At 66.5% G+C, this 25248-nt stretch carries 30 protein-coding genes; 16 read left to right on the forward strand and 14 right to left on the reverse strand.

Translation table 11 applies throughout. From position 1 onward, the window contains the following. The 6 genes from APY03_RS42405 to APY03_RS10050 form a co-directional block, all read left to right on the forward strand. Positions 1-1075, forward strand: a 1075-nt coding sequence (locus APY03_RS42405) for a sensor histidine kinase (RefSeq protein WP_198161235.1), incomplete at its 5' end; no start/stop codon positions are given. A gap of 23 nt (positions 1076-1098) precedes the next feature. Then, positions 1099-2142 (forward strand): ABC transporter substrate-binding protein, encoded by a 1044-nt coding sequence (locus APY03_RS10030; RefSeq protein ID WP_068676360.1) that lies wholly within the window; start codon positions 1099-1101, stop codon positions 2140-2142. A 16-nt stretch (positions 2143-2158) separates the two neighbouring features. Next, positions 2159-2539 carry a response regulator gene (locus APY03_RS10035; protein WP_068676362.1) on the forward strand — a complete coding sequence of 127 codons (381 nt, stop codon included), beginning with the start codon at positions 2159-2161 and terminating at the stop codon, positions 2537-2539. Then, a complete protein-coding gene (locus tag APY03_RS10040; RefSeq protein ID WP_068676364.1) occupies positions 2536-3657 on the forward strand; it encodes an adenylate/guanylate cyclase domain-containing response regulator in 1122 nt (373 codons plus the stop codon). The genes APY03_RS10035 and APY03_RS10040 overlap by 4 nt, the downstream gene beginning before the upstream one ends. A gap of 165 nt (positions 3658-3822) precedes the next feature. Continuing rightward, the gene (locus APY03_RS10045; RefSeq protein WP_068676366.1) at positions 3823-4359 is read left to right on the forward strand and encodes a hypothetical protein; all 537 of its coding nucleotides are present in this window, start codon (positions 3823-3825) and stop codon (positions 4357-4359) included. 28 nt (positions 4360-4387) lie between these two features. Further along, positions 4388-4762 carry a hypothetical protein gene (locus APY03_RS10050; RefSeq protein ID WP_146039301.1) on the forward strand — a complete coding sequence of 125 codons (375 nt, stop codon included), beginning with the start codon at positions 4388-4390 and terminating at the stop codon, positions 4760-4762. A 13-nt stretch (positions 4763-4775) separates the two neighbouring features. Here APY03_RS10050 and APY03_RS10055 read toward each other — a convergent pair whose 3' ends face one another. Next, positions 4776-5171 (reverse strand): response regulator transcription factor, encoded by a 396-nt coding sequence (locus APY03_RS10055; protein ID WP_068676370.1) that lies wholly within the window; start codon positions 5169-5171, stop codon positions 4776-4778. 155 nt (positions 5172-5326) lie between these two features. Between APY03_RS10055 and APY03_RS10060 the strand changes: the two genes are divergently transcribed. Next, the gene (locus APY03_RS10060) at positions 5327-5815 is read left to right on the forward strand and encodes a GAF domain-containing protein (protein ID WP_068676372.1); all 489 of its coding nucleotides are present in this window, start codon (positions 5327-5329) and stop codon (positions 5813-5815) included. A 33-nt stretch (positions 5816-5848) separates the two neighbouring features. Next, entirely contained in the window at positions 5849-6748 is a 900-nt protein-coding gene (locus APY03_RS10065; protein WP_146039300.1) for a YihY/virulence factor BrkB family protein, read from the forward strand. A 22-nt stretch (positions 6749-6770) separates the two neighbouring features. Here APY03_RS10065 and APY03_RS10070 read toward each other — a convergent pair whose 3' ends face one another. Beyond that, on the reverse strand, positions 6771-7550 hold the full coding sequence (locus APY03_RS10070; RefSeq protein WP_068676375.1) for an AraC family transcriptional regulator: 780 nt from the start codon (positions 7548-7550) through the stop codon (positions 6771-6773). A gap of 125 nt (positions 7551-7675) precedes the next feature. Here APY03_RS10070 and APY03_RS10075 point away from each other — a divergent pair, with 125 nt between their 5' ends. Genes APY03_RS10075 through APY03_RS10085 form a run of 3 tightly spaced genes read left to right on the forward strand, consistent with a single transcriptional unit; the run spans position 7676 to position 10003 of the window. Beyond that, the gene (locus APY03_RS10075) at positions 7676-8650 is read left to right on the forward strand and encodes a Bug family tripartite tricarboxylate transporter substrate binding protein (protein ID WP_068676377.1); all 975 of its coding nucleotides are present in this window, start codon (positions 7676-7678) and stop codon (positions 8648-8650) included. Further along, the gene (locus tag APY03_RS10080; RefSeq protein WP_068676379.1) at positions 8643-9548 is read left to right on the forward strand and encodes a PhzF family phenazine biosynthesis protein; all 906 of its coding nucleotides are present in this window, start codon (positions 8643-8645) and stop codon (positions 9546-9548) included. The genes APY03_RS10075 and APY03_RS10080 overlap by 8 nt, the downstream gene beginning before the upstream one ends. Next, positions 9545-10003, forward strand: coding sequence for a RidA family protein (locus APY03_RS10085; RefSeq protein ID WP_068676381.1), 459 nt, complete (start codon positions 9545-9547; stop codon positions 10001-10003). Before APY03_RS10080 ends, APY03_RS10085 begins: the two co-directional genes overlap by 4 nt. A gap of 49 nt (positions 10004-10052) precedes the next feature. Here the strand turns inward: APY03_RS10085 and APY03_RS10090 are convergent, their stop codons facing one another. Beyond that, a complete protein-coding gene (locus APY03_RS10090) occupies positions 10053-11027 on the reverse strand; it encodes a Bug family tripartite tricarboxylate transporter substrate binding protein (protein WP_068676383.1) in 975 nt (324 codons plus the stop codon). An 88-nt stretch (positions 11028-11115) separates the two neighbouring features. After that, entirely contained in the window at positions 11116-12498 is a 1383-nt protein-coding gene (locus tag APY03_RS10095; RefSeq protein WP_068676385.1) for an FAD-dependent oxidoreductase, read from the reverse strand. Positions 12499-12622: 124 nt separating this feature from the next. Here APY03_RS10095 and APY03_RS10100 point away from each other — a divergent pair, with 124 nt between their 5' ends. Further along, positions 12623-13405, forward strand: a complete 783-nt coding sequence (locus APY03_RS10100) for an IclR family transcriptional regulator (RefSeq protein WP_068676387.1) — start codon at positions 12623-12625, stop codon at positions 13403-13405. Between the two features lie 99 nt (positions 13406-13504). Further along, the gene (locus APY03_RS10105) at positions 13505-14089 is read left to right on the forward strand and encodes a BPSL1445 family SYLF domain-containing lipoprotein (protein ID WP_068676388.1); all 585 of its coding nucleotides are present in this window, start codon (positions 13505-13507) and stop codon (positions 14087-14089) included. Between the two features lie 20 nt (positions 14090-14109). Here the strand turns inward: APY03_RS10105 and APY03_RS10110 are convergent, their stop codons facing one another. After that, entirely contained in the window at positions 14110-14352 is a 243-nt protein-coding gene (locus APY03_RS10110; protein ID WP_068676390.1) for a hypothetical protein, read from the reverse strand. A 73-nt stretch (positions 14353-14425) separates the two neighbouring features. Next, positions 14426-15193 carry an esterase/lipase family protein gene (locus APY03_RS10115; protein WP_068676392.1) on the reverse strand — a complete coding sequence of 256 codons (768 nt, stop codon included), beginning with the start codon at positions 15191-15193 and terminating at the stop codon, positions 14426-14428. A 210-nt stretch (positions 15194-15403) separates the two neighbouring features. On the opposite strand from APY03_RS10115, the gene APY03_RS10120 reads away from it, so the two are divergent. Next, positions 15404-15838 carry a hypothetical protein gene (locus APY03_RS10120; RefSeq protein ID WP_068676394.1) on the forward strand — a complete coding sequence of 145 codons (435 nt, stop codon included), beginning with the start codon at positions 15404-15406 and terminating at the stop codon, positions 15836-15838. Positions 15839-15875: 37 nt separating this feature from the next. On the opposite strand, the gene APY03_RS10125 is transcribed toward APY03_RS10120, so the two are convergent. After that, positions 15876-16199 (reverse strand): helix-turn-helix domain-containing protein, encoded by a 324-nt coding sequence (locus APY03_RS10125; protein WP_068676396.1) that lies wholly within the window; start codon positions 16197-16199, stop codon positions 15876-15878. 74 nt (positions 16200-16273) lie between these two features. Here APY03_RS10125 and APY03_RS10130 point away from each other — a divergent pair, with 74 nt between their 5' ends. Next, positions 16274-16696 carry a DUF3037 domain-containing protein gene (locus APY03_RS10130; RefSeq protein WP_068676398.1) on the forward strand — a complete coding sequence of 141 codons (423 nt, stop codon included), beginning with the start codon at positions 16274-16276 and terminating at the stop codon, positions 16694-16696. Between the two features lie 93 nt (positions 16697-16789). On the opposite strand, the gene APY03_RS10135 is transcribed toward APY03_RS10130, so the two are convergent. Both APY03_RS10135 and APY03_RS10140 read right to left on the reverse strand, forming a co-directional pair. Next, positions 16790-17785, reverse strand: coding sequence for a 5'-nucleotidase (locus tag APY03_RS10135; RefSeq protein ID WP_068676400.1), 996 nt, complete (start codon positions 17783-17785; stop codon positions 16790-16792). A gap of 600 nt (positions 17786-18385) precedes the next feature. After that, positions 18386-19189, reverse strand: coding sequence for a hypothetical protein (locus tag APY03_RS10140; RefSeq protein ID WP_146039299.1), 804 nt, complete (start codon positions 19187-19189; stop codon positions 18386-18388). 299 nt (positions 19190-19488) lie between these two features. Between APY03_RS10140 and APY03_RS41365 the strand changes: the two genes are divergently transcribed. Beyond that, a complete protein-coding gene (locus APY03_RS41365; protein ID WP_146039298.1) occupies positions 19489-21384 on the forward strand; it encodes a hypothetical protein in 1896 nt (631 codons plus the stop codon). A gap of 26 nt (positions 21385-21410) precedes the next feature. On the opposite strand, the gene APY03_RS10160 is transcribed toward APY03_RS41365, so the two are convergent. The 5 genes from APY03_RS10160 to APY03_RS10180 form a co-directional block, all read right to left on the reverse strand. Beyond that, the gene (locus tag APY03_RS10160; RefSeq protein ID WP_102906907.1) at positions 21411-21974 is read right to left on the reverse strand and encodes a hypothetical protein; all 564 of its coding nucleotides are present in this window, start codon (positions 21972-21974) and stop codon (positions 21411-21413) included. A gap of 22 nt (positions 21975-21996) precedes the next feature. Beyond that, positions 21997-22854 carry a hypothetical protein gene (locus APY03_RS10165; protein WP_068676411.1) on the reverse strand — a complete coding sequence of 286 codons (858 nt, stop codon included), beginning with the start codon at positions 22852-22854 and terminating at the stop codon, positions 21997-21999. A 286-nt stretch (positions 22855-23140) separates the two neighbouring features. Next, positions 23141-23722: a hypothetical protein gene (locus tag APY03_RS10170; RefSeq protein ID WP_068676413.1), complete on the reverse strand. Its 582-nt coding sequence runs from the start codon at positions 23720-23722 to the stop codon at positions 23141-23143. 157 nt (positions 23723-23879) lie between these two features. Then, the gene (locus tag APY03_RS10175; RefSeq protein ID WP_068676415.1) at positions 23880-24776 is read right to left on the reverse strand and encodes an NAD(P)/FAD-dependent oxidoreductase; all 897 of its coding nucleotides are present in this window, start codon (positions 24774-24776) and stop codon (positions 23880-23882) included. Beyond that, complete coding sequence (locus APY03_RS10180) at positions 24763-25245, reverse strand: Rrf2 family transcriptional regulator (RefSeq protein WP_068676416.1); 483 nt, start codon at positions 25243-25245, stop codon at positions 24763-24765. The genes APY03_RS10175 and APY03_RS10180 overlap by 14 nt, the downstream gene beginning before the upstream one ends. Positions 25246-25248 lie beyond the last annotated feature (3 nt).

The following is a 25248-nucleotide window of genomic DNA, read 5'->3' on the forward strand; positions in this document are numbered from 1 at the left end:
GCCGTTGCTGCGCGCCATCGTCGGCGCCTTTCCGCGACCGCTCGAGGGCAGCGCGACGGGGCTCGCGCTGCGCGAGCGGCGCGTCGTCCACTTCCCCGCCGTGCGCGATGACCCGGACGCACCGGCCGGCTTGCGCCAGGTGGCCGAGGCCGCCGGCGACTTCACGATCGCGATCGCGCCGATGCTCTGGGACCAGCGCGGCGTCGGCGCGGTGCTGGTGCTGCGCGAGCCGCCGAATGCCTTCTCGGCCCCGGAGCTCGCGCTGCTCAAGACCTTTGCCGACCAGGCCGTCATCGCGATCCAGAACTCTCGCCTGTTCGGGGAGATCCAGGACAAGGGCCGCCAGCTCGAACTGGCCAACAAGCACAAGTCGGAGTTCCTCGCCAACATGTCGCACGAACTGCGCACGCCGCTGAACGCGATCATCGGCTTCAGCGAGGTGCTTGCCGAGCGCATGTTCGGCGAGGTCAACGACAAGCAGCTCGAATACCTGAAGGACATCCACGCCTCCGGCCACCACCTGCTGAGCCTGATCAACGACATCCTCGACCTTTCCAAGATCGAGGCGGGCCGCATGGAGCTGGACCTGTCGAGCTTCAACCTGCCGATGCTGCTCGACAACACCGTCACGCTGGTGCGCGAGCGCGCGCTGCGGCACGGGCTGACGCTGGCGCTGGAGGTCGACCCGGCCGTCGGCGACTGGGTGGCCGATGCGCGCAAGCTCAAGCAGGTGGTGATCAACCTGCTGTCGAACGCGGTCAAGTTCACGCCGGCCGGCGGTAAGGTGACGCTGCGCGCACGCGCGCTGGGCGAGGCCGTGGAGATCGCGGTGGCCGACACCGGCGTGGGCATCGCCGCCGACCAGCAGGCGCTGGTGTTCGAGGAGTTCCGCCAGGCCGGCGGCGACTACCTGCGCAAGGCCGAGGGCACCGGGCTCGGGCTGGCGCTGGCCAGGCGCTTCGTCGAGCTGCATGGCGGCACCTTGCGGGTCGAGAGCGCTCCGGGGCAGGGCTCGACCTTCGTCTTCTTCCTGCCGCGGCGCGCGCTGCACGATTCGCCGCCAGAACGGGATTGATCACCGGGCGCAACAGGAGGAACATGGCGCGGCGCGTCAACAAGGTGATCGGCATGACATCGAACGGGGCAAGGATCGCGCTGTCGCGGCGCGCCGCGATGGCCACGGCGCTCGCGGTGCTGGCCGCAAGGGTCGGGGCGCAGCCGCTGGCGCCCGTGGCCAGGGCGCGGCTGGGCGTCCTCAGCGCCTCGACCCCCGATCCGATCACGCTGCGCACCCAGATCGAGCCGCTGCGCCGGGGACTGCGCGAATTGGGCCATGTCGAGGGGCAGAACCTGGCCATCGAGCTGCGCTGGGCGGAAGGAAAGTTCGATCGGCTGCCCACGTTGCTGGACGAATTGCTCCGGCTCGACATCGACGTGCTGATAACCACCAGCCCGCGGCCTGCGCTGCTCGCCAAGGACGCGGCGAAGACACTGCCCATCATCGCCGTGGGCGTCGACGACCCGGTGAGGTCGGGACTGGTCGCCGACCGTACCCGCCCCGGCGGCAACATCACCGGAATCTCGCCCGCGTTCGACGGCCTCATGCAGAAGCGCCTGCAGCTGCTCAAGGACATCCTGCCGGGGGCGCGCCGCTTTGCCATCGTGTTCAATCCCCACACCGTGCCGCGCGCGGAAATGGACCGGGGCGTGGCCAGTTGGCAGCCCGCCCTCGGCGTGGCGCTGCAAGTCGAGGAGGTGCGTGGCGCGGATGATTTCGAGCCCGCCTTCGCATCCATCGTGGGCGCAGGCACGAATGCGGTCTCCCTGGTGGCCGACCCCATGATCTGGACCGAGCGCGCAAAGCTCGGCGCGCTGTGCGCGAAGCACCGCCTGCCGTCCGTCTGGGGCGGCGCCAGCTACCTCGACGTCGGCGGCCTGCTGTCCTACCAGGGCGACTGGTCCGCACTGTTCTACCGCGCCGCCACCTTCGTCGACAAGATCCTCAAGGGCACGAAACCGGGCGACATCCCCTTCGAGCAGGGCACCAAGCTGGAACTCGCCGTCAACCTGAGGGCAGCCAGGGCGCTCGGCCTGACCCTGCCGCAAAGCGTGCTCGTGAGCGCCGACCGGTTGATCGAATGAGGCGGGGAGCCACTCCATGAGCACCATCCTGATCGTCGAGGACAACGAGAAGAACATGAAGCTGGTGCGCGACATCCTCCAGCATGCGGGCCACGCCACGCTGGAAGCGGCGACCGGCCGCGAGGGCCTGCGCCTTGCCACCGAGGCGCGGCCCGACCTGGTGCTGATGGACATCCAGCTGCCCGACATCGACGGCATTGCCGTGCTGCGCGAGATCCGCCGCAACGCCGCGCTCGACGCGGTGCCGGTGCTGGCGGTGTCGGCCTCGGTGATGCCCGACGAGCAGCAGAAGATCGTCAGCTCCGGCTTCGACGCCTTCATCACCAAGCCGATCCAGCTGCAGCAGTTCCGCGAGACCGTGCAGCGCATGCTGCGGGAAGGCCGGCCGGTCCGATGAGCGCCGTACATCCCGCCACCATCCTCGTCGTCGACGACACGCCGCTGAACGCCAAGCTCCTCGCAGACCTGCTGGGCGCCAAGGGCTACCGGGCCGTGACCGCGGCCTCCGGCCCCGAGGCGCTACAGAAGCTGGCCGACGAGAAGCCCGACCTGGTGCTGCTCGACGTGATGATGCCGGGCATGAGCGGCTACGAGGTCTGCACCGCCATCCGCGCCGATCCGGCGCACGCGATGCTCCCGGTCGTGCTGGTCACCGCGCTCGACCCGGCGTCGGAACGCGTCAAGGGCCTGGAGGCCGGCGCCGACGACTTCCTCAGCAAGCCGGTGGCGCAGGCGGAGCTGCTGGCGCGCGTGCGCTCGCTGCTTCGCATCAAGCAGCTCTACGACGAGGTCGAGCGCCAGCGGCGTGCGCTGGCGGAGTGGAACCGCACGCTCGAGCAGCGGGTGCAGGAGGGCGTGCGCGAGCTCGAGCGCATGGGCCGGCTGCGGCGCTTCTTCTCGCCGCAGCTCGCAGAGGCGATCGTCAACGGCGGGGCCGACGACCCGCTGAAGAGCCACCGCTGCGAGATCACGGTCGTCTTCCTCGACCTGCGCGGCTTCACCGCCTTCACCGAGACCGCCGACCCGGAGGAAGTGATGGCCGTGCTCGCCGACTACCACGCGGCGATGGGACGGCGCATCCTCGAGTTCGAGGGAACGCTCGAACGCTTCACGGGGGACGGGATCATGGTGTTCTTCAACGACCCGACGCCGATCCCGGACCCGGCGCCTCGCGCCGTGCGCATGGCGTTGGCGATGCAGCGCGACGTCGCGCTGCTGGCCGAGCGTTGGCGCAAGCGCGGGCACGACCTGCAGATGGGCGTGGGCATTGCGCAGGGCTTCGCGACGCTGGGCGGGATCGGGTTTCCGGGACGCATCGACTACGGCGCGATCGGCACCGTGACCAACCTGGCGGCGCGGCTGTGCGGCGAGGCGCAAGGAGGCGAGATCCTGGTATCGCAGCGCGTGTGGGGGCTGGTCGAGGGACGGGTCGAGGGGCTCGTCGAGAGCCAAGCCGCGGGGGCGCTGGTGCTGAAGGGATTCGCGCGTCCGGTGCAGGCGTTTCGGTTGCGCTGACCCCAGTCCAAGGTAGGCCGTTCGCCATATGGAGAGGCCCTTGTTTTGGGCGTACAACGTTTGCGCCCGAGGGGCCCGGGCTTCTGTCGGCGGGTGTGTTCAATGTCCGGAGGCGGCCGGCTCGGGCCCTGGTATCACCGCCCGTGGCGGGGCAAGGGAAAGACCATGGACAAATCCTGCGGCAAGGCCGTGCTCTGCGCTGGCGCAGCAGCGGCAGCGCTGATGCTGATGAGTTCTGCATGGGCCCACGAACCGGGCCGGATGACTGGCGGCGGCAGCTTTTTCTGCCCCTACTACGGTGGGTATCAAAGAGTGACCCACGGACTCGAGTTGCATTGCGGAACAGGCGGCGCGTTCGAAGGCGCCGACCCCGCGGAGCCGAACAACCTCGAGATCAACTTCTCCGGTGGCGACAACTTCCACCTGACCACCCTGACGAAAGGACTTTGCAGCGACGACCCTGCCATCGACCAGAAACCTCCCGTCGCGCCCTTCGACACCTTCGTGGGCGAAGGCACCGGCACCTTCAATGGCCAGCCCGCGACGATCAGCTTCACCTTCGTCGATGCCGGAGAGCCGGGCACGTCGGACACGGCCCGGGTCCTCATCACCGCCGGATCGACCGTGCTGGATTGCGATGACGCAGCGGCCCCGCTGACCTTCGGCAATCACCAGGCGCACCGGCTGACAGGCAGCCCGTAACGTCCAGCGCCGACCCAGGGGCTCCATCATGGCCAGCGGAAACAGAAAGCATCGAGCACACCGGGCACGGGCAGGCCTGTGCCTGGCAGCGCTTCTGCTGGCCCCCGCCGGAGCGTTGCTGGGCGCCGAGGCCGGCAAGAGGCCCTCCATCGAGTTCGGCACGGGCCAGCAGCCCGGCCATGTCGATGCCCAGGGCACGGAGCCGGACCTGGCAAGCCTGGGCGGCGCGCTCTACAACCCCTTCAGCCCCGCCTTCGAGACGGTGGCGACGGCGGCCAGCGCCGCCCCGCCGGCGCGGCGGGAAAGCGACGATGGAAGCCGTGGCCTGGCCACGACGACCGTCGCGGCTTTCATCGCTGCCGGGTGCCTGGGCCTTCTCCTGCGCTTCCTGGTGGCGAGTTAGGCGTTGCGCGACTCTAGTCGCCTGGTGCGCCGGGCTTGGCCTTGCCCAGCGCACAACAGAACTCGAACAGCTCTTCAAATTCGGTGGACTTGTCGAACACGGCGTCCGCACCAAGCGCGGCGCACCGTCGGCGAATTTCTGCCGTGGGGTAGTTGGTCAGCACGACAACCCGCTGATGCGATGCACGGTCGCGACAGCCATGCAGCACACCGAGTCCGGAGCCCTCCTTCAGGAACAGGTCGACGATGGCCAGGTCCCACTGCCCGTCGTGCTCCGTGAGCCAACCGACCGCGTCCTTCTCGCCTTCGGCAAAGGCAACGACGCGTGCCCCGCCGAGGTCGGCGAGTGTGGGGATGAGATTGTTGCGGATCGTCGCGCTGTCTTCGACGAGAAAGGTGACCAGGACCATGGATGCTCGGAGTTGGACACCAGCCTATGAACGCACCGCGCGCTGCGTCAGGAGCCAGTTGCGCGCAGCCGTGTAGGGATTTGTCCTTCAAACGGGGATAGACTGCCTGTGAGATCTCGTCCTGCCCGGCGGGAGCACCCCCGACCAGGAAGCCGATGCCGCACCCACGCGATCCAGGAACCTTTTCCACGATCCTCCACACGGAGGGCCCGGCGGCCGCGCTCGCCTTCCTGAACGAGGCGGTGCCGCATCGATACTCCGCGGTCTATCGGCTGGATGGCGACAAGCTCCAGAACCTGTTTTTGCATGACAAGCAGGGTGAGGTCCGGCCCGAGTTTCTTGCGACCGTGCCCTTCGAGGTGAGCTTCTGCCAGTTCGTCCTGCGCGATGGCACGTTTCGAACGCACGATTCGGCCGAGGACGCGCGGCTCGACGGTCACCCCTACCAGGGGGTCATGCTCAGCTATCACGGGGTGCCGCTCATCGACGACCGGGGTGAGCTGTTCGGGACCCTCTGCCATTTCGACGTCAGCGCGCACCCGCTCGCCGACGACGAGTTCGAGCTTCTCGAGAAGGCCGCGCGGATTCTTCCTGCGTACCTGGGCAATCGGGTGTCCGGGTCAGCCCCTCCACGAAGCGGATGACCTGGCGCAGGTGGTGACTTGGCACCCCGACCCGTGAGCCGTCTGAGCGATGCCTGGGGCCGCGCGAGGCGCGCCGTGATGGCCACGCCCGGCCTGGGCGTCATGCTGCAGGCCATCCGCAACTACATCCTGCACCAGAGCGCAAACCAGGCCGGCAGCCTGGCGTTCTCGTGGGTGCTGGCCATGTTCCCGCTGCTGGTCCTGGTGTCGGCCGCCGCTGCCTTCGTCGGGCAGCCCGGCGACGCGGCCGCGCTGGTCGAGCGCGTCATGGGCTATGCGCCGCAGGTCGTGCGCGACGCCATGCAGCCGGTCATCCGACAGGTGCTGGCACAGCGCAACCAGGCGCTGCTGACCATCGGCGTGCTGACCACGTTGTGGACGGCGTCGTCCGGCCTGCAGGCGGTGCGCACGGCGCTGAACCGCTCGTACGGCATCGAACGCGGCCTCTCGTTCTGGAGAGCGCGCCTGAAGGTGACCCTGTTCACCGGCGTCGTGGGACTCGGGGTCCTGCTTGCGTTCAGCTCGGTGATCGTCATGCCGTACGTGTGGCAGCTGGTGGAGGCCAACGCCGAGGACAGGCAAGAGGCGCTCTGGATGCACCACAGCGTCCGCTACGGCCTGGCCTTCCTGACGCTGACGGCGCTGTACGCCTTGCTGTACGGCTGGCTGCCCGACATTCGCCAGCGGCTCTACACGGTGTTGCCCGGTGCCGTGGTGGGCGCCGCGCTGTGGGTGATGGCCGCTGCCACGCTGTCGTACACGCTGCGTACCGTCGGAAAGCTGGCACTGCTGTACGGCAGCTTCGCAGGCGTGGTCGCGACGCTGGTGTTCCTGTACATCAGCGCGACCACACTGATCTTCGGCGCCGAGATCAACGGTGTGCTGCGCGAGAAGGTGGTACCGCCGCAGCCACAGGCGGGCCCACAGGGCTGAAGAAGGCAGCCAGATCCCGCGATCAGGACGTTGATTCGGGTACGGCCTTCAACAGGCGCGACAGGTGCCCGCTGTTCGAGAAGTCCAGTCGCCGGCTGACCTGCGCGAGCGTGCAGCCCTCGTTCAGCAGCGTGCGCGCGTGTGCAGCCAGCAGGCGGCGCCGCACGGTCACGGTGGTGGCGCCGAGCTCGGCCTCGAAACACCGCTGCAAGGTCCGTGCAGAAACGCCCAGGGAGCAGGCAAGCTCGGGGACGGAGGGCAATCGCTCCTCGCGAAGCAGCACGCGCCTGAACTCCGCAACGGCCTGGCTCGAGACCGAGACGCTCGCAGCAGGGAACTGCAGGAACCGGGCGGAGCGCACCTGTTCCACCAACGCGTTGACCAGCGTGGCGGCGCTGCGCGTGTGCAGGGTGGGTGCAAGCAGCGCATCCAGCATGGCGATGGCCGCGGGGTCCAGCCGCATGGCGCCGAGCCGTACGTCGTTGCCGAGCAGCTCTGGCGCGAGATACAGCTCGCCATGGCGCTGCTGGCGGGTCGCTGTGCGCGTGCAGTGCTCGGTCCCCATGGGCAGCAGGACCGCATTGCCGCGCGTGAGCCGCGCCCGGAGGACACCCGAGTCTTCCTCGACACCGGTCCCCACGTTCCAGCGGGTCTCCAGGGCGCCCGTTTGTGGCCAGAGCAGCATCGCGCAGTCGTGCCGATGCCATTCGGACTCGTAAGCGGCCAACCGGCTGCGTTGCACGTAGAAGCCTTGTTGCGCCAGGACGGGCAGCTTGGCCGAAAGCGCGGCGGGCGACTTCATGGTTTTTCATTCTAGTGAGGCCTCCGGCCGGTGCCTGGCGCGATTTGGATCGGTCGCCGACGCGGCGCGGGTTGGTCGGCCGCAGGCGCACTCCTAGGATCGCAGTGACTGTCCTGGAGCCTTTCATGAACACCTTCCATCGTGCCCGCCGCCGTGTCCTGATGACGGCAATCGCCGCCATGGCGACGACGACGACTCTTGCCCAAACATGGCCGGCCCGGCCATTGACCGTGGTGGTGCCCTTTCCTGCCGGCGGGGGAACCGACCTCGTCATCCGAGCCATTCAGCCTGAACTCCAACGCGAACTGGGCCAGCCTCTGGTGATCGACAACCGTGGGGGCGCCGGCGGAACGATCGGCTCGACGGCAGTCGCCAGGGCACCGGCGGATGGCTACGTCCTTGGCATTGCGACCACGAGCACCCACGCGGTGAGCCGGAGCGTCTACAGGAAGCTCCCCTACGACCCCATCTCGGACTTCGAATACGCCGGCTTCATCGGGACCTCCCCCTACGTGCTCGCCGTGCATCCGGGCCTCGGCGCCGTTGACGCCGGCGCGGTCATCGCGGCATTGAAGAAGGCACCCGACCGCTACAGCTATGCCTCCGTGGGTGCAGGGACTGTCTCGCACCTCCTGGCCGAGAAGTTCAAGCAGCAGGCTGGCGTGTCGCTGGTCCATGTCCCGTACCGCGGCGCCTCGCCGGCCTACATCGACCTGATCGCAGGGACGGTGCAGGTGATGTTCGACAACCCCGTCGGGCTCGCCCCGTACATCCGCGCAGGGAAAGTGCGGGCGGTCGCCACGACGGGTCCGAATGCGCTGATCGCGGATGTCCCCACGTTTGCGCAGCAAGGCGGGCCTGGCCTGGACCAGCTGCTGTGGTACGGCGTGGTCTTTCCCAAGGGAACGCCGCCGGCCATCGTCGAGCGATTCAACGCCGCGCTCAACAAGGTGCTTTCGAACCGCCGCGTCGCGGCGGAACTCGCGGCCAAGGGTGTCGATGCCAAGCCCGGAACACCGCAGGCGTTGCGCACGGCGGCTGCAAGCGACGTCGACTTCTGGGGCGCGATCGCGAAGTCGGTCGGAGCAAGCCTTGACTGAACCATTCATCCCGGTGCCCCCGAGCGGCGAAGTCGCCGGACTGCGCGTCTTCATTCATTCGCCGCACGGCGGCAACCCGGTGCCGCTCGTGGCCGACGCCCGCCACATGGACGACGAGCAGATGCGCAGCGTGGCGCAGCGCTACGGGCACGAGTCGGCCTTCTTGCTCCCGGCCTCCGATGCGCGTGCCGATTGGCGCTTGCGCTTCTTCGTTCCACGGCACGAAATGGAGATGTGCGGCCACGCCACGGTGGGTGCGCTATGGGGCTTGCGGCAATGGGGCATCTGGACACAGCCGACCGCAGTGGTGGAAACGCTCAGCGGCCTGGTCCAAGTCGAGTGGGACGGGGCGTCGGGCCGGGCCTGGGTGTCTCAGCCGGCGCCCACCGTGCGGCATCTGCAGGACCACGAACGCACCTGCGTCGCCAGGGCGCTCGGATGGCGCGAGTCCCGGATGCCACCCCTCGTCGTGAATTCCTGCACCAGCAGGACCAAGACCCTGGTGAATGTCGGCAGCGTGGAGGAACTGCAGATGTTGCGCCCTGATTGCCAGCTCGTCGAAGCTGCATGCAAGGCCATCGACTCGACCGGCCTCTACCCCTACGCCGTGGATGACCGCGCCGCGGACGGCGTGGTGTTTGCACGGCAGTTCCCACGCTCCTCCGGGTATCCGGAGGACGCCGCCACAGGCATCGCCGCGGCAGCCTTGTGGGGCTTCCTGCACCAATCGGGCCGCATCGCCGTGGGCCGGGCCGACGCGCCGGCGGCGGCATTTCTCGTTCGCCAGGGCGATGCCATGGGCAAGCCGTCGGCCATCGAGATCCGGCCTCGGCGCTCTGAAGATGGGCGCGTGGTCGGCTGCTGGTTGAGCGGGCGCGTCGCCTTCGCCGCCTTATGAGCGCAACACAGAGACTCAAGGCACTCGGCATCGAACTCCCGCGGGACGTTCGGGCAGCGGCCGACTATCTGCCTGCCCGCGTCGCCGGAGGACTGCTTTTCCTGAGCGGGCAGACGCCGCGCGTCGGTGGCGAGCTCGTCGTGCGCGGCGTCGTCGGCGATGACGTCGATTTGGAAACGGCCGCCCGGGCGGCCAGGATCTGCGCCCTGCGGCTGCTTGCGGCCGCCCGGGACTTGCTCGGCTCGCTCGACGCCATCCAGCACGTCGCCGAGCTCAGGGTGTACGTCCGAAGCAGTGCCGCCTTTACGCAGCACAGCGCCGTGGCGGATGCTGCATCGGCGCTGTTCGCCACGCTGTTCGGCGACCGCGGAGCGCATGCGCGCACGGCGGTCGGAGTCGCCCAGTTGCCGGGCGGTGCAGCCGTCGAGATTGCGGCCGTGCTGGCCCTTGCGTGACAGCTGCAGCGCCCCGGCGTCCTCGGCCCTGCACCGATCCCTGCCCCGCTCAATCCAGCTGGATCTTCGCCTTCTTGATGACCCCACCCCACAGCGCCGAATCGGACTCGATCATCTTCTGGAACACCGCCGGGCTGCCGCCGATCGGCTGCGCGCCGAGGGCCGCGAGGCGGGTCTTGAAGTCGGGCTCCTGCATCGCGTCGTTGATGCTGGCGTTGAGCTTCTGCACGATCGCGTCGGGCGTGCCGGTGCGCGCCACGATGCCGAACCACGAGTAGAGCTCGAAGCCCTTGACGCCCTGCTCGTCGAGCGTCGGCACGTCGGGAAATTGCGGCGAGCGCTCCAGGCTGGTCACGCCCAGCGAGCGCAGCTTGCCGGACTTGAGCATCGACTGGGCGGAGAACTCGATGTCGAAGTACACCGGCACCTCGCCCGCCAGCACCGCGGTCAGCGCGGGCGCGGAGCCGCGGTACGGAATCGGCGTCATTTCCACGCCGACCACCTGCTTGAAGCGCTCGGCCCCCAGGTGCGGCATGGTGCCGGCGCCGGACGAGGCGTAGTTCATGGCGGCACCCTTCTCCTTGGCCATGCGGATCAGGTCCTGGATGCCCGTGCCCTTGAAGCCCGGCGCCACCACGACCTGGTGCGGGCTCTTGAACACGCCCGCCACCGCGCGGAACTCGCGCAGCGGGTCGAAGGACATCGCGGGATAGAGCCACTTGCCGGTGGAGACCACGTTGCTCGCCATCAGCAGGGTGTGGCCATCGGCCGGCTGCTGGAGCACGGCCTCGCTGCCGACGATGGCGCCGGCGCCGGGCTTGTTCTCGACGACGACCGGCTGGCCGAGCTTCTGCCCGAGCCCGGTCGCGATGGCACGTGCGGTGGTGTCCGAGGGGCCGCCCGCGGGGAAGGGCACCACCAGCCGGATCGGCTTGGACGGGTAGTCCTGCGCGAAGGCCGCGCAAGGGAACGCGAGCGCGGCGGCGGCGGAGATCAGTAGAGAGCGTCGCAGTGTGATGAACATGGGGTGGTCCTGGAAATTCGAGGTGTTCGCGTCAAGGCGTTCGTGAATGGCGTTCGTGGAAGGCGTTCGTGAAAGGAGTCCGGGGCCTTCAGGCGGGCAGCGCCTCGATCGGCGCCTCGCGCTCTGACAGCTGCACCGCGGCATCGCTGGACACCAGCGCGTCCTGCTCGACCAGCACGCGGCGGACTTCCTGCGCCGCCGGTTCCGTGCCCACGGGCGCGGCGGCGGCGAGCGCGGCGTACACGCCGGCCGCATGGCCGAGGCACATCGCCGTGCCCATGTGCCGCGCGCCGCCGTTGGCCTCGCGCGTGGCCGAGATGGCGCGCCCGGTCACCACCAGGCCGGCCACGTCCTGCGGCAGCAGGCAGGCCAGGGGAATCTCGAAGGGCGCGGGCGGCATCCACAACGCGATGCCGGTGCCGCCCGCCTCGTGCAGGTCCATCGGGCCGGCGCCCAGCGCGACCGCATCGGCAAAGCGGACGCCGCCGACGATGTCGCTCTCCGTCAGCGTGTGGCGGCCGACGATGCGGCGCGTTTCGCGCACGCCGACACGCTCGGCAATACCGGCGAGCACCGAGGCCTCGAAGCCGGGCACGCGCTCGCGCAGGAAGTCGACGACCGACTTGACCTGCTGGCGCCCGGTCTGCTCGGCACGCGTGAGGTCGCCTGCATCCAGCGCATCGATGCCGGGGATGCGGCTCATCAGGCAGATCGCGTCCTTCTCGCCGGGCGTGCTGCAAAACGACAGGCTCTCCCAGAACAGCCGCCCCTGCTTCACCCCCTCGACAGCGATCGCGCGCTTGTCCTCGCGCGGAACGGCCCGGAAGGCCTTCACGTCCACGTTGGACATGCGGAACACCAGCGTGCAGGGCTGGCGGTGGTGCCGCAGCTCGGGCTCGGCGCCCGCGAAGGGCACGCCCGACGCCGCGGCGATGGCCGCATCGCCGCTGGCATCGACCACCACCGCGGCGCGCAGCGCACTGCGGCCCGAGGCGTTCTCGATCACCACGCCCTCGACGCGGCGGTCGCCGAGCAGGGGCCGCACCACCTGGGAGTGCAGGTAAACGTCCACCCCCGCTTCGCTGGTGATCTCGTCCGCCGCGATCTTCAGCACCTCGGGGTTGAAGGGAAAGTTGGTGATCGTCACCGGGCTGCTGCTCGCCTCGGCCAGCGTGTAGCGGCGAAAGCCCGTGCTGCCGCCGAGCGCGCGCACGCGATCGGTCAGCTCGAAGCCGATGCCGCCGACCACCCGCACCGGGCCGTTGAAGAAGCCGATCCACTGCGCCACCATGCCCGCCGTGCCGGTGCCGCCGAGGCAGCCCGAGCGCTCGACCACCGCCGTGCGCGCACCGCTGCGCGCCGCGGCCACCGCGGCGACAAGCCCCGAAGCCCCGCCGCCCACGACGACGACGTCGTAGCGCGAGAGAACGGGCGTGGAAAGACTTTCGTTGATGAATTCGCTGCCTGGCATAAGGTCTCCGGAAGTGGCGCGGCGCGGATGGAGGTGCGCCCGAGTTTTTGGTAAGTTTCCATAGAGAAACTGTTTCCATTATAGTTGCAGCCAGAATCCCCTCCCGACAAAGTCCCTTTTCGCCATGCAGACCACACCCCCCGTCAAGTCCGCCGAGCGCACGCTCGACCTGCTCGAATTCATCGGCCGCAACGGCAATGCCGCTTCGCAGTCGGACATCGTCGTCGGCCTCGGGGTGCCCAAGGGCAGCCTCAGCAAGCTGCTCGCGACGATGCGCGAGCGCGGCTATGTGGCGCTCGACGCAGAAGCCAAGGTCTATCGCCTCGGGCCCGCCGTCCATGCGCTGGTCGCGCAAGCACAGGCCGCGGCCGACGTGGCCACGCTCGCGCTGCCGGTGCTGCAGTGGGCGACCGAGGTCACCGGCGAGGCCTCGTCGTACACGGCGCTGCGCAACGACGAGATGGAGCGCATGTGCGGCGTCGACAGCGAGCAGCCGCTGAGCTACCGCATGAACAACCACAAGCGCTTTCCGCTGTATTCGTCATCGGGCGGCAAGGCGGTGCTGGCCGAGATGCCGAAGGCGCTGCGCGAAGCCTACCTCGCCCGCGCGAAGCTGCAGAAGCTGACGCCCTCCACCGTCGGCTCGGTCGCCGCGCTGCGGGCCCAGCTCGCCACCATCGCCGCCGAGGGGGTGGCGGTGTCGCGCAACGAGCACACGCAGGGCGTGGTCGCGCTCGCGGTCGCGATCCGGCGCGCGGAAGGCGAGCCGCCGGTGGGCGCCATCACGATCGTGGTGCCCGACGCGCGCTTCAGCGACAAACTGGAGGCGCTGTGCCGCAAGACCCTGAAGACGGCGCGCGCGCGGATCGAGAAGGCGATGCAGATGGCCGGGGCGCGGGAGAGCTGAGCCCTGCCGGCGCGGAGGGCGGTCCTACACCTTCACGCGCAAACGGCCGGCAGCATCGGCCGCCCGCGGGCTCAAAGTGAGGTTCGGAAAGGAACCGCCATGAACTCCCCCAAGCTCCGCACTCTCTTTACCGCGGCAGCTCTTGCCGCCACCAGCGTTGCTTTCGTCGGCTGCACCACGACACGACCCGACGACCGTTCGAGTACCGCATCGTCGCGCACTTCCATCGAGGCGCAGGTCGACGCCACGCTCTCCAAGCTCTACGACACCGTGCCGGATTCACGCGAAATGGTCGCGAAGTCGCGGGGCGTGCTCGTGTTCCCATCGGTGGTGGGCGGGAGCCTCGGGGTCGGCGCCGAGTACGGCCGCGGCGCGCTGCGCGTGGGCGGCCGCACCCAGGCCTACTACAGCACGACGGCGGGCTCGGTCGGCTTCCAGGCCGGTGCGCATTCGAGGGCGATCATCTACCTCTTCACCACCCAGGAAGCGCTCGACAGGTTCCGCAACAGCAAGGGCTGGACGGCCGGGGCGGATGCCACCGTCGCCGCCGCGACCATGGGCGCCAACGGCAGGATCGACACCAACACGATGCGCCAACCGGTCGTTGGCTTCGTGCTGACGAACGTGGGCCTGGAGGCCGGCGTTTCGCTGCAGGGTGCGCGGATCGCCGAGGTTCGGCTCTAGCACCACGCCGGCCGGGGCCGCTATTCGGCGTCCGGGTCTTCCGGCGATGCCTCCACCGGGCCTTCGAGCTCGTCGTCGACGTAGGCCATCAGCGCCTCGTTGCCGGCGTCGTAGGCTTCACGCCAGTTGTCGAAGGTGTCATCGCCCGTCTCCAGGTCGAGCCAGACGGCCGGGTCCTCCGTGCTCTCCAGGAGGATCCAGTTGAAGTGGCCCGGACTCGGGCGGTCGACGAAGACGGCGAGGCGGCGGTATTGGTCGGTCATGCGATACAGGGTAGACGCGAGCGGCGGCGGACGCCAGAGGCGATCACCTATGCCGGGACGCGGGCAGTGGCCCTCATGGGCGCGCCGGGTCGGGGTAGAACGGGCGCAGCCCCGCTGGTGCGGCGAAGGGTGCCCACCCTTCTTCCGCCTGCGACAGCCGGTCTGCCACCGCATAGAACACGGCCGGATGAACGCCCAGGCCCAGGTGGCTCGCCTCGACCTCGATGTTCTCGGTGAACGGCGTCTCCTCCTGGAAGCTGCTGCGCCAGGACACGATCCCGTCCGAGCGGCTGAAGATGGACGTGGCGGGCACCTGCGGCGTCGGCCGCACCCACTTCTGGCGCCTGGGATCGTTGGCCGAACGGCCGCTCAGCAGCTCGTACACCTTGGCGGCGCGCGTGGCCTTCGGGCTGCCGTGCAAGGGGCTGCCCAGCGTGACGACGCCCCGCACGGACTCGGGGGACTTCGAGGCCAGCATGCGCGCGAACACGCCGCCAAGGCTCCAGCCCACCAGGCTCACCCGGCTGCCCGAGCTGTCGTTCAGGCGGCGAAGCAGGTCCAGCAGGCCCTTTTCCACACCCGGCCGAGGCCCGCAGTTGGTGCCGAGGCCCCAGCCCTCGACCGTGTAGCCGCGCGTCTCCAGGAACTTCCGGAGCATCTCTGTCGAACCGTCGCTCGCGCCGAGGCCGGGCAGCACGATGACCGTGTGGCCATCACCGCGGGGCGCGAGCTGGAGGAGCGGCCAGAGCGCAAGCGTCGCGCCGGCTTCCCATATCGCCCGGCCTTCGGCCAGCAGCAGGAACTTGGAGGGCGGCTGGGCCGCGGTGGCGGTGGTTGGCATGTGGTTCTCCCGTGGTGGTCTGGTCTGAAGCGCACAAGGTAGGGCGCCAGCCACGGATTCCGCTGGGACAGGAGCCATGCGCTGCGTAGGCGGAACTGCCATTTTTCGGGGCGCTGTGTCTTTTGACATGGAGTGCGCCTTCGACGTCGCCCGGCGTCTTCATCGTCCTACTCGGGAGGCTTGCCTGCGGACTGTTTGATAGCTCGCACCATGCACCCCATTGTCCAGACCGCACTGAGGAGTTTGCAAGGCCTTGCCTATGCCAGGGTGGTCGAGCAGTGCCGGCGGGTTGCGTGGTTGTCGCGCACGCTAGCTGGGGCGGCCCGGTTGGAGGAACGTGCGCGCAGCGTGGCTGCATGGGAGAACCAGCTCACGATGCTGCGGCTGGCCATGACGGCGGAGGAACGGGTCGAGCTCAAGATCAAGCGAGCGATCTACCTGCGCATGCTGCTGGACAGTGCGCCGGTGCGGCTGCAGCCTTGGGTGGATGAGGATGACCTGGCGGACATGCCTGCCTCGCATCTCTTTGAATGGGTTGCGTATGACCTGGAGCGGCTGGAGCTGGATGAGATCGAGGCTACGTTGACGGAGCGGGAAGAGGCCCGGTATTTGAGGGAGTCGGTGGAGTTCAAGGGGTTTGAGTAGGTGGGTTCGCGCGCCCGCCCTGCTCACCGGCAAGCGCCTACTTCGCTTGCATCGAGGCTAGCAATGCGCGCCGCGCTTCCTTGGACATCCGGTGCGCCTGCAGCACGATGGCCGCCAGCACATCGTCATCGCAGTAGAGGAAGGCGAGCGGAACCTTGAGCGCTACGGCGATCTTCTTGGCCGTTCTCACAGGTGGCTCGTGGATGCCGGTTTCGTAGCGGCTGATCCGGGCGCTGCTGCTGGACTCTTCGAGGCCGATGAGCACGCCGAGCTTGTCCTGCGCGATGCCTGCCATCTCGCGTGCCTCGCGTAGGCGCTTTCCGAACAACGGTGTGGTGTCTCCCTGGGTACGTGCAACCATTCTTCGATATTCGAAGAATGTCGCTACACTTGCTCTACGAATAACGTAGAGAACATGAAGTGCTCGACCCTCGGATGTTCAAGGAAGGCTCATACACGTATGCGGTTCTACGCTATGTGCATGACATTGGTACGGCCGAATTCATCAACGTCGGCGTCGTTGTTGCCGCTTGCGAAGCGCCGCGCGTTGCGGCGAGATTCAAGACCGACTATGGCCGCGTCAAAAGCGCCTTCCCGTCGCTGGACACTGAGGTCTTTCTCGGTCGCATGAAACGATTGCAGGGCTGCTTCGATTCCATTGATGCCTCACGTTGTCTAAAAGTGCGCGCTCGTGAAGGCGCATCCATTGCTGCATTGATCCGCTCCGTGTTGCCGCTGGAAGATAGTGCGATCCACTGGTCGCCAATTGGCTCAGGAGTGGGCGGCCCTCCGGAGGAAGTGCTGGAGTCACTCTACAGGCGTATGGTTACCAAACATGAGTTGCGGCGTCGCCACTGATCGCTGGCCTTGTGCTGTACGTAGATCCCGACGCTGGAATTCCTACGCTTGTGCCAGAGTGCCGTGCAGCGAAAGAAGATCCTAGAATCCGCTTCACTCCGCCGCGACGCTATTCTGCACCTGCTGAACTTTTGCAGCGACTTCGTGGACTGCGGCTTCAAGTTGCTCCTTGTTTCTGAAGCCAAAGGGTATCCAGACAGAAGGCACTACCGCAGAGGCGGCGTCAAGATGGACGCGTTGGTCATCAAAAAATATGTGAGGCTTGAAAACCTCGAGAACGCGTCTCTTCTCAATCCCGCCCATCAGGAAAAGCTCGGCTGCATTCATTCCCCAGTTATCAAGTGTGGTCACCAAGCGTTCGTCTGCCGGGTGATTGCGTGCGGTCACGATTGCGACTCGCATCGCAGGCCTGTAGCTCCGGTCCTCAGCGGTCCTTTTGGCTTCCAAACGCTGGAAGTACCCGATCTTGGTAAACAGGTCTTTCAGTGGACCGGGGTCATGAGGGATCGTTGATTTTTCGACCTCGTGCTGGTGAAAGAGATCAAGCCTTCCGTCGCCATATACGATCTCAGCCTTGTCATCTGCAAGAACGCCGTCAAAGTCAAACGCGATACGAAACTCGTGATCGCCATCGTCGTCTTCTGACGCGCCTGGAAGGACAAGTCCCGCGGGCAAGCCCGCCTTGGTTGCAGCGACGACGTCATCCGCATTGGCGCTTAGAAAAACCGCAGCATTGAACGCGCGAACGAAAGGATATGGGTTTTGACCCGAGAGAAACGCCCCCCTGGAAACGTCAAGTTGGTACACCCTACACGAACGAAAGAACCGACGGCCAGTCTCAGGGCTGTTCCGAGAAAGGACCACCACCTCTACTGGTTGCTGGCTCGGGTAAAGGTCATTAAGCGCGAGAAGCCGCTTCACGAATGGGAATGCGACGCCTTTGGCAAGTCTCTCGTCCAGGCGCTCTCGCTGATAGTCTCGGTAGGCTTCGACGCCCTCCAGGTCATACACCCTGTTCGCGTCTTCCAAGTCAAACACAGCACGACTGGAGACTGCAACCACCAACTTGCGATCGATCGGGTAAGGCACGTCAGCTCCTCCTTGGCATAGGTCATCTTCAATCAGGCTCACACGTATCGACTTCGCAGCGAAATTAGTCGCGGGACGCGCTATCTGGACTCCCGGTTCCCGGGCCAGTGGGCTGTCGCTGCCCACCGTTGCAACCACGAAGTTTTGATGCCGGCGTTCAGCAACACCTAACGCATGCCGGGACTTGTCGGGCCTTCTGCATGCTGTGCAACGGCAAGGATGTATGAGGCGTGACGCGTGATTGCTCGGTATTTTCCGGGCGACCACTCCTTCGACTCGGCAAGGAGAGAAAGCACACGTTCAGTCTTCTCGCTGCTCGCTACCCGGCGCTTTCCAGAAGACTCAGGAATGAAGAAGACGGCGTCGCCTTCAACTTCGACGCAGAATGGCCTTCCTCTGGCTCCGGTCTGGAGGACCTCGCCTCTAAGCAAGTGGCAATGGCTACGGAATGAATCAAATGTCTTCAGCATATGACCGGAGTGGAAGAGGTTGATCAAGCTAGCGAGCTGAGCGGCCTGCGGCCGACTCGATGAGCGCCGACTTGGCGGCTTCGAGGTTTGCAGAGCTGGCATACCCGGGCCACCACTCATGAGGCTCCGCCTACTTCGAAACCTTCACCCTCTCAAACTCAAACACCGCCATCTTCCCATTCGCCGTAACTTCAAACCGAATCGTGTCCTGCCCCTTCGGATAAGGATCACAGCACCCCTTCAACACCAGATCCCCCGTCACCATCTGCAACGGTTCGACAGTGTTGGCCTGCAGCATCGAGCTCGCCGCCTGCTCCAGGTTCTGCGCGTTGTATTCGAGTTGCCGAATGCCCAGCCCCGTTGCGCCGCCGACGGCCGCGCCGGCCACGATGCCGGCGAGCGGGTCGTACACGCGTACGGTGCTCGTACCCGCGAAGGTCCTGATGCCGCGCGGCCCGGCGGTGTAGCCCGAGTAGTTGGAACGATAGGTCTGCCGCGATGCGCCATAGGCGGCAGCGCCGGCCGCGAGGCCGCCGACGATTGCCAGCGCGATCTGCTTCGCCTGCTTCTCGCTCTGGATCTCGGCGATGCGCTCGGTGTAGGTGTAGATCGGCACCGGCTGGCCGCGGAAGAAGGCCTTGACGTTTTCCGGCGTGAAGTCGATGGCCTCGCCACTGTTGTTGGCGTAGCCGATGGTGAAGGTCGGCATGGTCGTACCCTGCGTACGGAACGTCGGGTACATGAAGATCTCGTGGCTGTCGTTCTTCTCGGCGAGTGTGCCGACGCCCTGGGTGTACTTCAGGGTCTGGATGGGCGCGTTCGCCTTGGGGGTGTACGCGACCATCGTGCTGCAACCGCTCGACGAGAGGGCGATGGCGATTGCGGCGGCGAGGGTCTTCGCGGATCTGCCGCGTTGTTTTCGTTCTTGGCTCATGGGCACGGGGCGGGGAGCCCCGGTTGTTCTTATGAGCCGCGATTGTTGGCGGCTCGCTGCCCTCGGCGCGAGGTACAAAGTCTCGCTTGTGCGGAAATCTTTGAGGTTCCTTCGGTCAGCCTCGTGCCGGAAGATCGTATCGATCTGCGCCGCGTAGTGGGCAGGCTGCGTCAGCGGTGTACGTCGAACGTTCTTCTCGGCGAAGGTGCCGACGCCCTTGAGTCGCCAACCGCTAACCGCGGAGCGGAGCCCGAGAACGCGGCGTTTACAGTACGCCCACCGTCAAAACCGGCATCCGCATGAACTTCAAATCACCTCCATTGCAGCGCCGTCTGTCGCAGCCCGGGTATATCTCGATACCCCACGGAATTCCTTCGGGGCCAATTCAGACCGACGTCTCGCAAGTCGGAGCAGACTGGTTCAGGGAGGTGCGAACGGCTTCGACCGAGGCGATCGAGGCCATGCTAAAAGTTGAACCTGACTTGGTGAATTGCACGGATGCAAGCGGGGCCTCGGCGCTGATGCTGGCGATCCGCCTGGGCCACGTGGATGTAGTCGGGCTGCTCCGGGAGCATGGTGCGAATATCGTCGAATGCGCCCAACACGCGAACGATCAACATGCGAGTGAGCTTGTCAAGGCTGCCAATGGACTCCAGGCGTCGCTGCTCGCACCTGCCGAGTTTGCAGAGCGCCTCGGCAGATTCCATGCACCCGACTCAGCGGTCGGCAGGAATGCATTGACCTATGCCGTCGCATGCGGGGCTGGCAATGCAATCATCGAGTTGCTTGTCGGTCCGCGGCACTGTGACTGTGCGAGTTCTCCGTTGGATAGGCTCAATGTCCTGGACGGTCTGGGACAGTCGCCGCTCAGTCTGGCAGTCGAAAAGTGCAACGATGCCCATGCCGATCCGGCGCCAGCGTCCGAGCTCGCGCGCAGGGACACTCTGTCGCGGGTCGCGACCCTGCTGGCCCTGGGCGCAAGGCCCGATCTCGAAGACGGTAGAAAGCGCACGGCGTTGACGCTTGCCGCGCGTGCTGGGAACGCTGCACTCGTCGACCTGCTATTGATGAACGGCGCCCGTGCCTCAGGCGGCGAGATGCCGCACACCGCCCTCGTCGTCTCAGCGCTAAGGGGCCACGCCGGTCTCATCGCCAAGCTATGGCAGGCAGTGCTGAAGGAGTCCGGCGCAAGCGGTGTGGCAATCGGCCAGCAGGCAGCGGCTGCCTTGGTGCTGGCGGCCGAGGCAGGCCACACGGCAGTGGTTGCGACTTTGCTGGAGCTCGCGCTGACCCACGGTGTGGGCTGGGCCCCGGCGGTTCTGGGCGAAGCGCTGGACAAGGCGGTGATACGCGGCCACGCGTCCGTCGCTGAATACCTGCTTTCGCACAACGCTGCCGCGGAATGGGACGGCAGCAAGCGGTTGCGTCTGCTTGTAGCGGCGATCCGAAACGAGGTCCCTGTTCCCTTCGCGGCGCTGTGGCGGTGCTGGAGCGCGGACGTGTTGCCCTTCAAGGCGCGTCGAGGCCGCCTGCTTCTGGCGGCAGCAGCCGCTGGCGCAGACGACGTGGTCGCGGCGATCATCAAGAAGCCCACCGAGCCGACCACTGTCCGTGCCGCCCTCGATGCGGCAGTCGAGCGGGGCCACTGCTCGACGATCCGCACTCTCTTGACGAAGGCACCTTCCCTTGTGGAGGGTGCGAACGGCGTGCATCTCCTCGAAGCGGCCTTGGCGGCCGGGCAAGCAGAATCTTTCCATCTGCTACGGCAGTACGGTGCCGGGCTTGACAAGGTGGCGCCGCAGAACCTGGTGCCTGCGGTGTGCGGCCATTGGCACCTGCTGGACGCCGTGCTGGCGCTCTACGTCGACCCGGCCGCCGTCATGGCCCAAGCGCTGACGGAAATCGACTCCGCCGAGGGCACCCGCAAGCTACTCGAGCTCGGCGCAGGGAACGTGGAGCATACGCAGGCCGTGGTCACAGCCATCAAATATGCGGCATCCACGGGGAACCTGCCGGTGGTCGAGTTGCTGCTGTCCAGTAAAGCGGCAAGCGCTCTGCGCGACAGCGAGCTCTCTGCCTTGAAGTCCGCCATAGCAACCGATCGGTTGCTGAGCGCGACCGCCGATCCTGCCTTTGCGCGCGTGCTCGAACTGTTCGACAGGGTGCTTGACCGTCGGCGGCAGGCCGACTCATGAGCACACGCCTTCGAACGGCGGCACCTCTACAGCAGGCAGTCATTCTTGGTCGTCCGTCGATTCCTCCTCGTCCGATTTTCTTGAGTTGAGCAGAACGAACTCCTCCATCCTTTCGTTGTAGCGAAAGAGGCGCCCTTTGTGTTCGACAATGCTCCCGTCGGCCGGGGGCTCTCGCCCACCGACGGTGCGTCATAGTCGTCCTCCGACGTCAACTCATCGGCCTCATCGGACTCATCGGCCTCATCGGACTCCACTTCGGGGGCTTCGGCAGCCCAGGTCCCGCTCTTCTTCCACACCCGCAGATCGTATTTGCTGGACGCCCATCGATCCGGTGCGCCATCGATGAGGCGATCCGTATTGAATTCCTGGTCAGTAAAGTAGAACGTTCCGCCGCTCGCCTGCAAGCGCTGCGAGCTGGACTCCTCGACGAGCAGGGTGGGCCAGCCTTGCATGGCAGCGAGGCCAACGACGCCTGGCTTGCCAGCTATCGGATGCCCCAGCTTGCCGTGACCCGTGCCACCGTGGATGATGACAGGCCCATGCCGCTCTCCAAGCCGCCTCGAGATGACATCGTGGGCGACAAAGTTCATGCCCCGCGCGCGTTTGTCGAAATCAATCTGCTGCGGCGACCTGCACTCGCTCACCGCTGCGCTGTTGATGGCAGTGACAGTGATCCCGTGCCGCTTCGCTGCCTTCAGGACTTCGTCTGCTCTTGGCAAACTGATCGTCAAAAGGGGATGCGGACCCGGCCACAAGAAATCGATCAATCAGCGGCTGATCCTCAACATTGAACATCTCGGTCTGGAGCTCATACCCGGAAAGATGCGACGCGTTCTCAATGAACAGATTCCGGGCTCCGTGGTTCCCGTGTCTTTCGGCCAAATAGAACGATTTCTTGCTCTGTGCAATGTGTAGGAACCAAGCGTCGAACTCTGGCTTTCCGACGTCGCGATTCATGCTCGGGGGAAGGAAATCATCCATCGAAATGTCAGGGACAGATCCGTGGCGATCGATTCGCGAGGCGACGACCCCGTCCCAAGCCTCGCTCGCGGTTTGCAGAAAGCCATCAATCAGAGCGCTCATGCCGGGGTCGACGGCGTCAAGATAGTGCGTCACGTCGTTGACCTCATGCTCTTGCGCAAACTTCTTCATCAGCCACCATCCCGCGAACGGTACCGTGTGGATCAGTAGCTGGTCCCCGTCGCGCGCCACGAGCTCTTCCACCATCTGCGGGCTGCCGAGTGCCTCGGCCATCTTGCTGCAACATTCCTCGAAGGCGAGCTGCCGCTCGTGGTCCGCATCACCCGGCAGGGTCAGGCGCAGCCCCGGCAGGCGTGTCCGCTTCGCCTCGACGCCGAGCAGATCGATGATCTGAACGTGGATCTGGCCGGGTTCTGGCCAGATAGGCGAAGGGCGATCCTCTGTCGTCGATGCAGTAGTCCCAGCTCTTGCTCTGGTGGTCTGCCGCATCGGCGGCAATGGATTGGGGCGTCTCAAGTACTGCATACGTCGTATCCCGTTGCTATGCCGGCCGCCGGCTGATGCTCTCGCGGCAGTGACCCTAAAGAACCTCGACTACGGGTTGAGTGGCGCGGTGGACGCCCAAATTCGGCGGTTCGGCCTCTTGCGTGGGCGATTCGGTGAACTTGTGCTCGCACGTGCCCACGATCGTCAAGACCCAGTCGTCTGGATGCACGCTTTGACATCGGCACGGGCTTGCTCGCGCGTCCTGCACAGCCACCGGCCGCCTGGCTGGCTACTTCGCCTTCGTGGACTCGCTCGTGCGCATCGCCTCGGCCCACCCGCCAAACGAGCCCGTCGTGTAGCCGTTCGTTCCGACAAAGGATTCGCCGAACATCTCGGTGCGAAAGCTGTAGCTTTCCTTGAGACTCGGCAACTCCGTTCTGGAAGTGCCCTCCGTCATGGTGTGAACGGTTCCGTCTGGATTGCCGGTCAGGTTGATGACGACGGTCGAGGCGTTGAAGCTGCTGCAATCAGCGGAAGACGGATTGAGCGTGGCACTGAGGGTGATTCGTCCGTTTCCTGGATTGAGAGACGCTGCATTGGCGTACGCAGGTCCCCGGCAAGTGACGTAGCTCAGCGTCGTCGAGGGCGTGCGGTAGCTGCTCGACACGACGCCCTGCGTGACCCCCTCGAGGTCCTCATAGATCCAGACCGAGAACTCGCTGCAGTTCCCTGCGGCATCGCACGAACCGCCTTGGGCCTGGAGCTGTGTTCTCCTCAGTTTTGTGACGTCGGAGGGGGCGCCCGATGCGACCGGCGCCGCGCCGATCGCCAAGGCCAAGATGGACGCCACGGCGGCAAGGCGAATGCGCATGTTCAACTCCTATGGGTGCTCACGCGAGCGATGCCAGTGTGGCACTTCGCCTTCCGCCGGGCTTGACAGGGATCAAACGGATGCGCGCAGGGGCGCCGCGGTTCGCGCTCGATCCATGTTCAGCACGTCAGGGTCGGCAGCAACGCCATCGACCACTTCAGGACATGGTCGACCGGTGCGCGGCGAACCCGGCCATGGCGCCGTCCGCGACCGCCATCGCCACATTGCCGGCCGCCCGGGCAGCATCGCCACAGGCAAAGACGTTCGGCACCGAGGTCTGCTGCATGGCATCCACTTGAATGAAAGCCCCCATCGGCCCCTGGGCCAGCGCACAACCGAGCTCGGCTGCGATGGGGCTGGCGATGTGCGTGCGCGGCTGGGTGAAAAGGCCATTCATGGACAGCGTGCGACCATCGGCCAGCACCACATCGGCCATGCCTTCGATCCGTACGATGCGTGCCGCCTCCACCCGCGTGCCGCGACGCGCGAAAGCGGCCAGGTCTTCGGCGGACGGGCTGTAGGCATCGTTGAGGAAGAGCGTGGGCGTTCCCCAGTCGGGCAGCATCATGGCGTGATGTTGCGCCATCTCCGAGGCCGCGATGATGCCGATGGGACCAGCCTCCAATTCATAGCCGTGGCAATAGGGGCAGTGGAAGATGCTGCGGCCCCAGCGCTCTGCCAGGCCTGCGACTGCCGGCAGCTCGTCCCGCACGCCGGTGGCCAGCACCAGCCGTGCGGCGTTCACCGTGCGTTCGCCGACGCGAAAGGCGAAGTGTCCGTCTTCGCACTGCCGGGCCTCCTCCGCCATCCCCTCCAGCCATCGCACGGTGGGATAGCGCAGCAGCTGCCGCCGGGCTTCCGCGGCGATGGCGCCGGGTGCCACTGCATCGCGGGACAGGAATCCGTGCGATGCGCCGCCGGCCTCGTCGACGAAGCGATTGCGCCGGAGCCCCGCGTCCACCACCGTGACGTCCCGGCGGGCTCGGGCGAGCTGCAGGGCGGCGGACAGACCTGCATAGCTGCCGCCGATGACGGCGAGGTCAGTCTTGACCATGGTGGTCCTCCAGGCGATGGGTGGTGGACGCGCCTGCGGTGCGGTGCGTCCTCAGGCGGCGGTCGAAGCCCTTCAAGAGCTCGGCGAGCGTGACGCCTTCGAGGCGCGCCAGCAGGGAGGCCTCGGCCTGCTCCATGGCGGTCCGCAACGACTCGTTGACCACCTGCGCAACCAGGCACTCGGGCCGGTCCTCACGGAATCCCAGCGACACGAGCGCGGGTGCGCCCAGCGCCATGTGCACATCGCGCAGCGTGACGCTTTCCACCGGCGCGGACATCACCCAGCCGCCGCCGTGCCCCTTCCCGGATGAGACAAGGCCCGCCTCACGCAGGCCGACCATCAGCCGGCGCAGCACGACTGGGTTGGTGCTCATCGCCGAGGCGAGCACTTCGGAAGTGAGTGGAGCATCGGCTTGCGCCAGGTGCAGGAGGACGTGCAAGACGTCGGAAAGCTGGCTGCTTGATTTCATGCA

This window comes from Variovorax sp. WDL1 (genome assembly GCF_001541225.1).
Taxonomy (GTDB): Bacteria; Pseudomonadota; Gammaproteobacteria; order Burkholderiales; family Burkholderiaceae_C; genus Variovorax.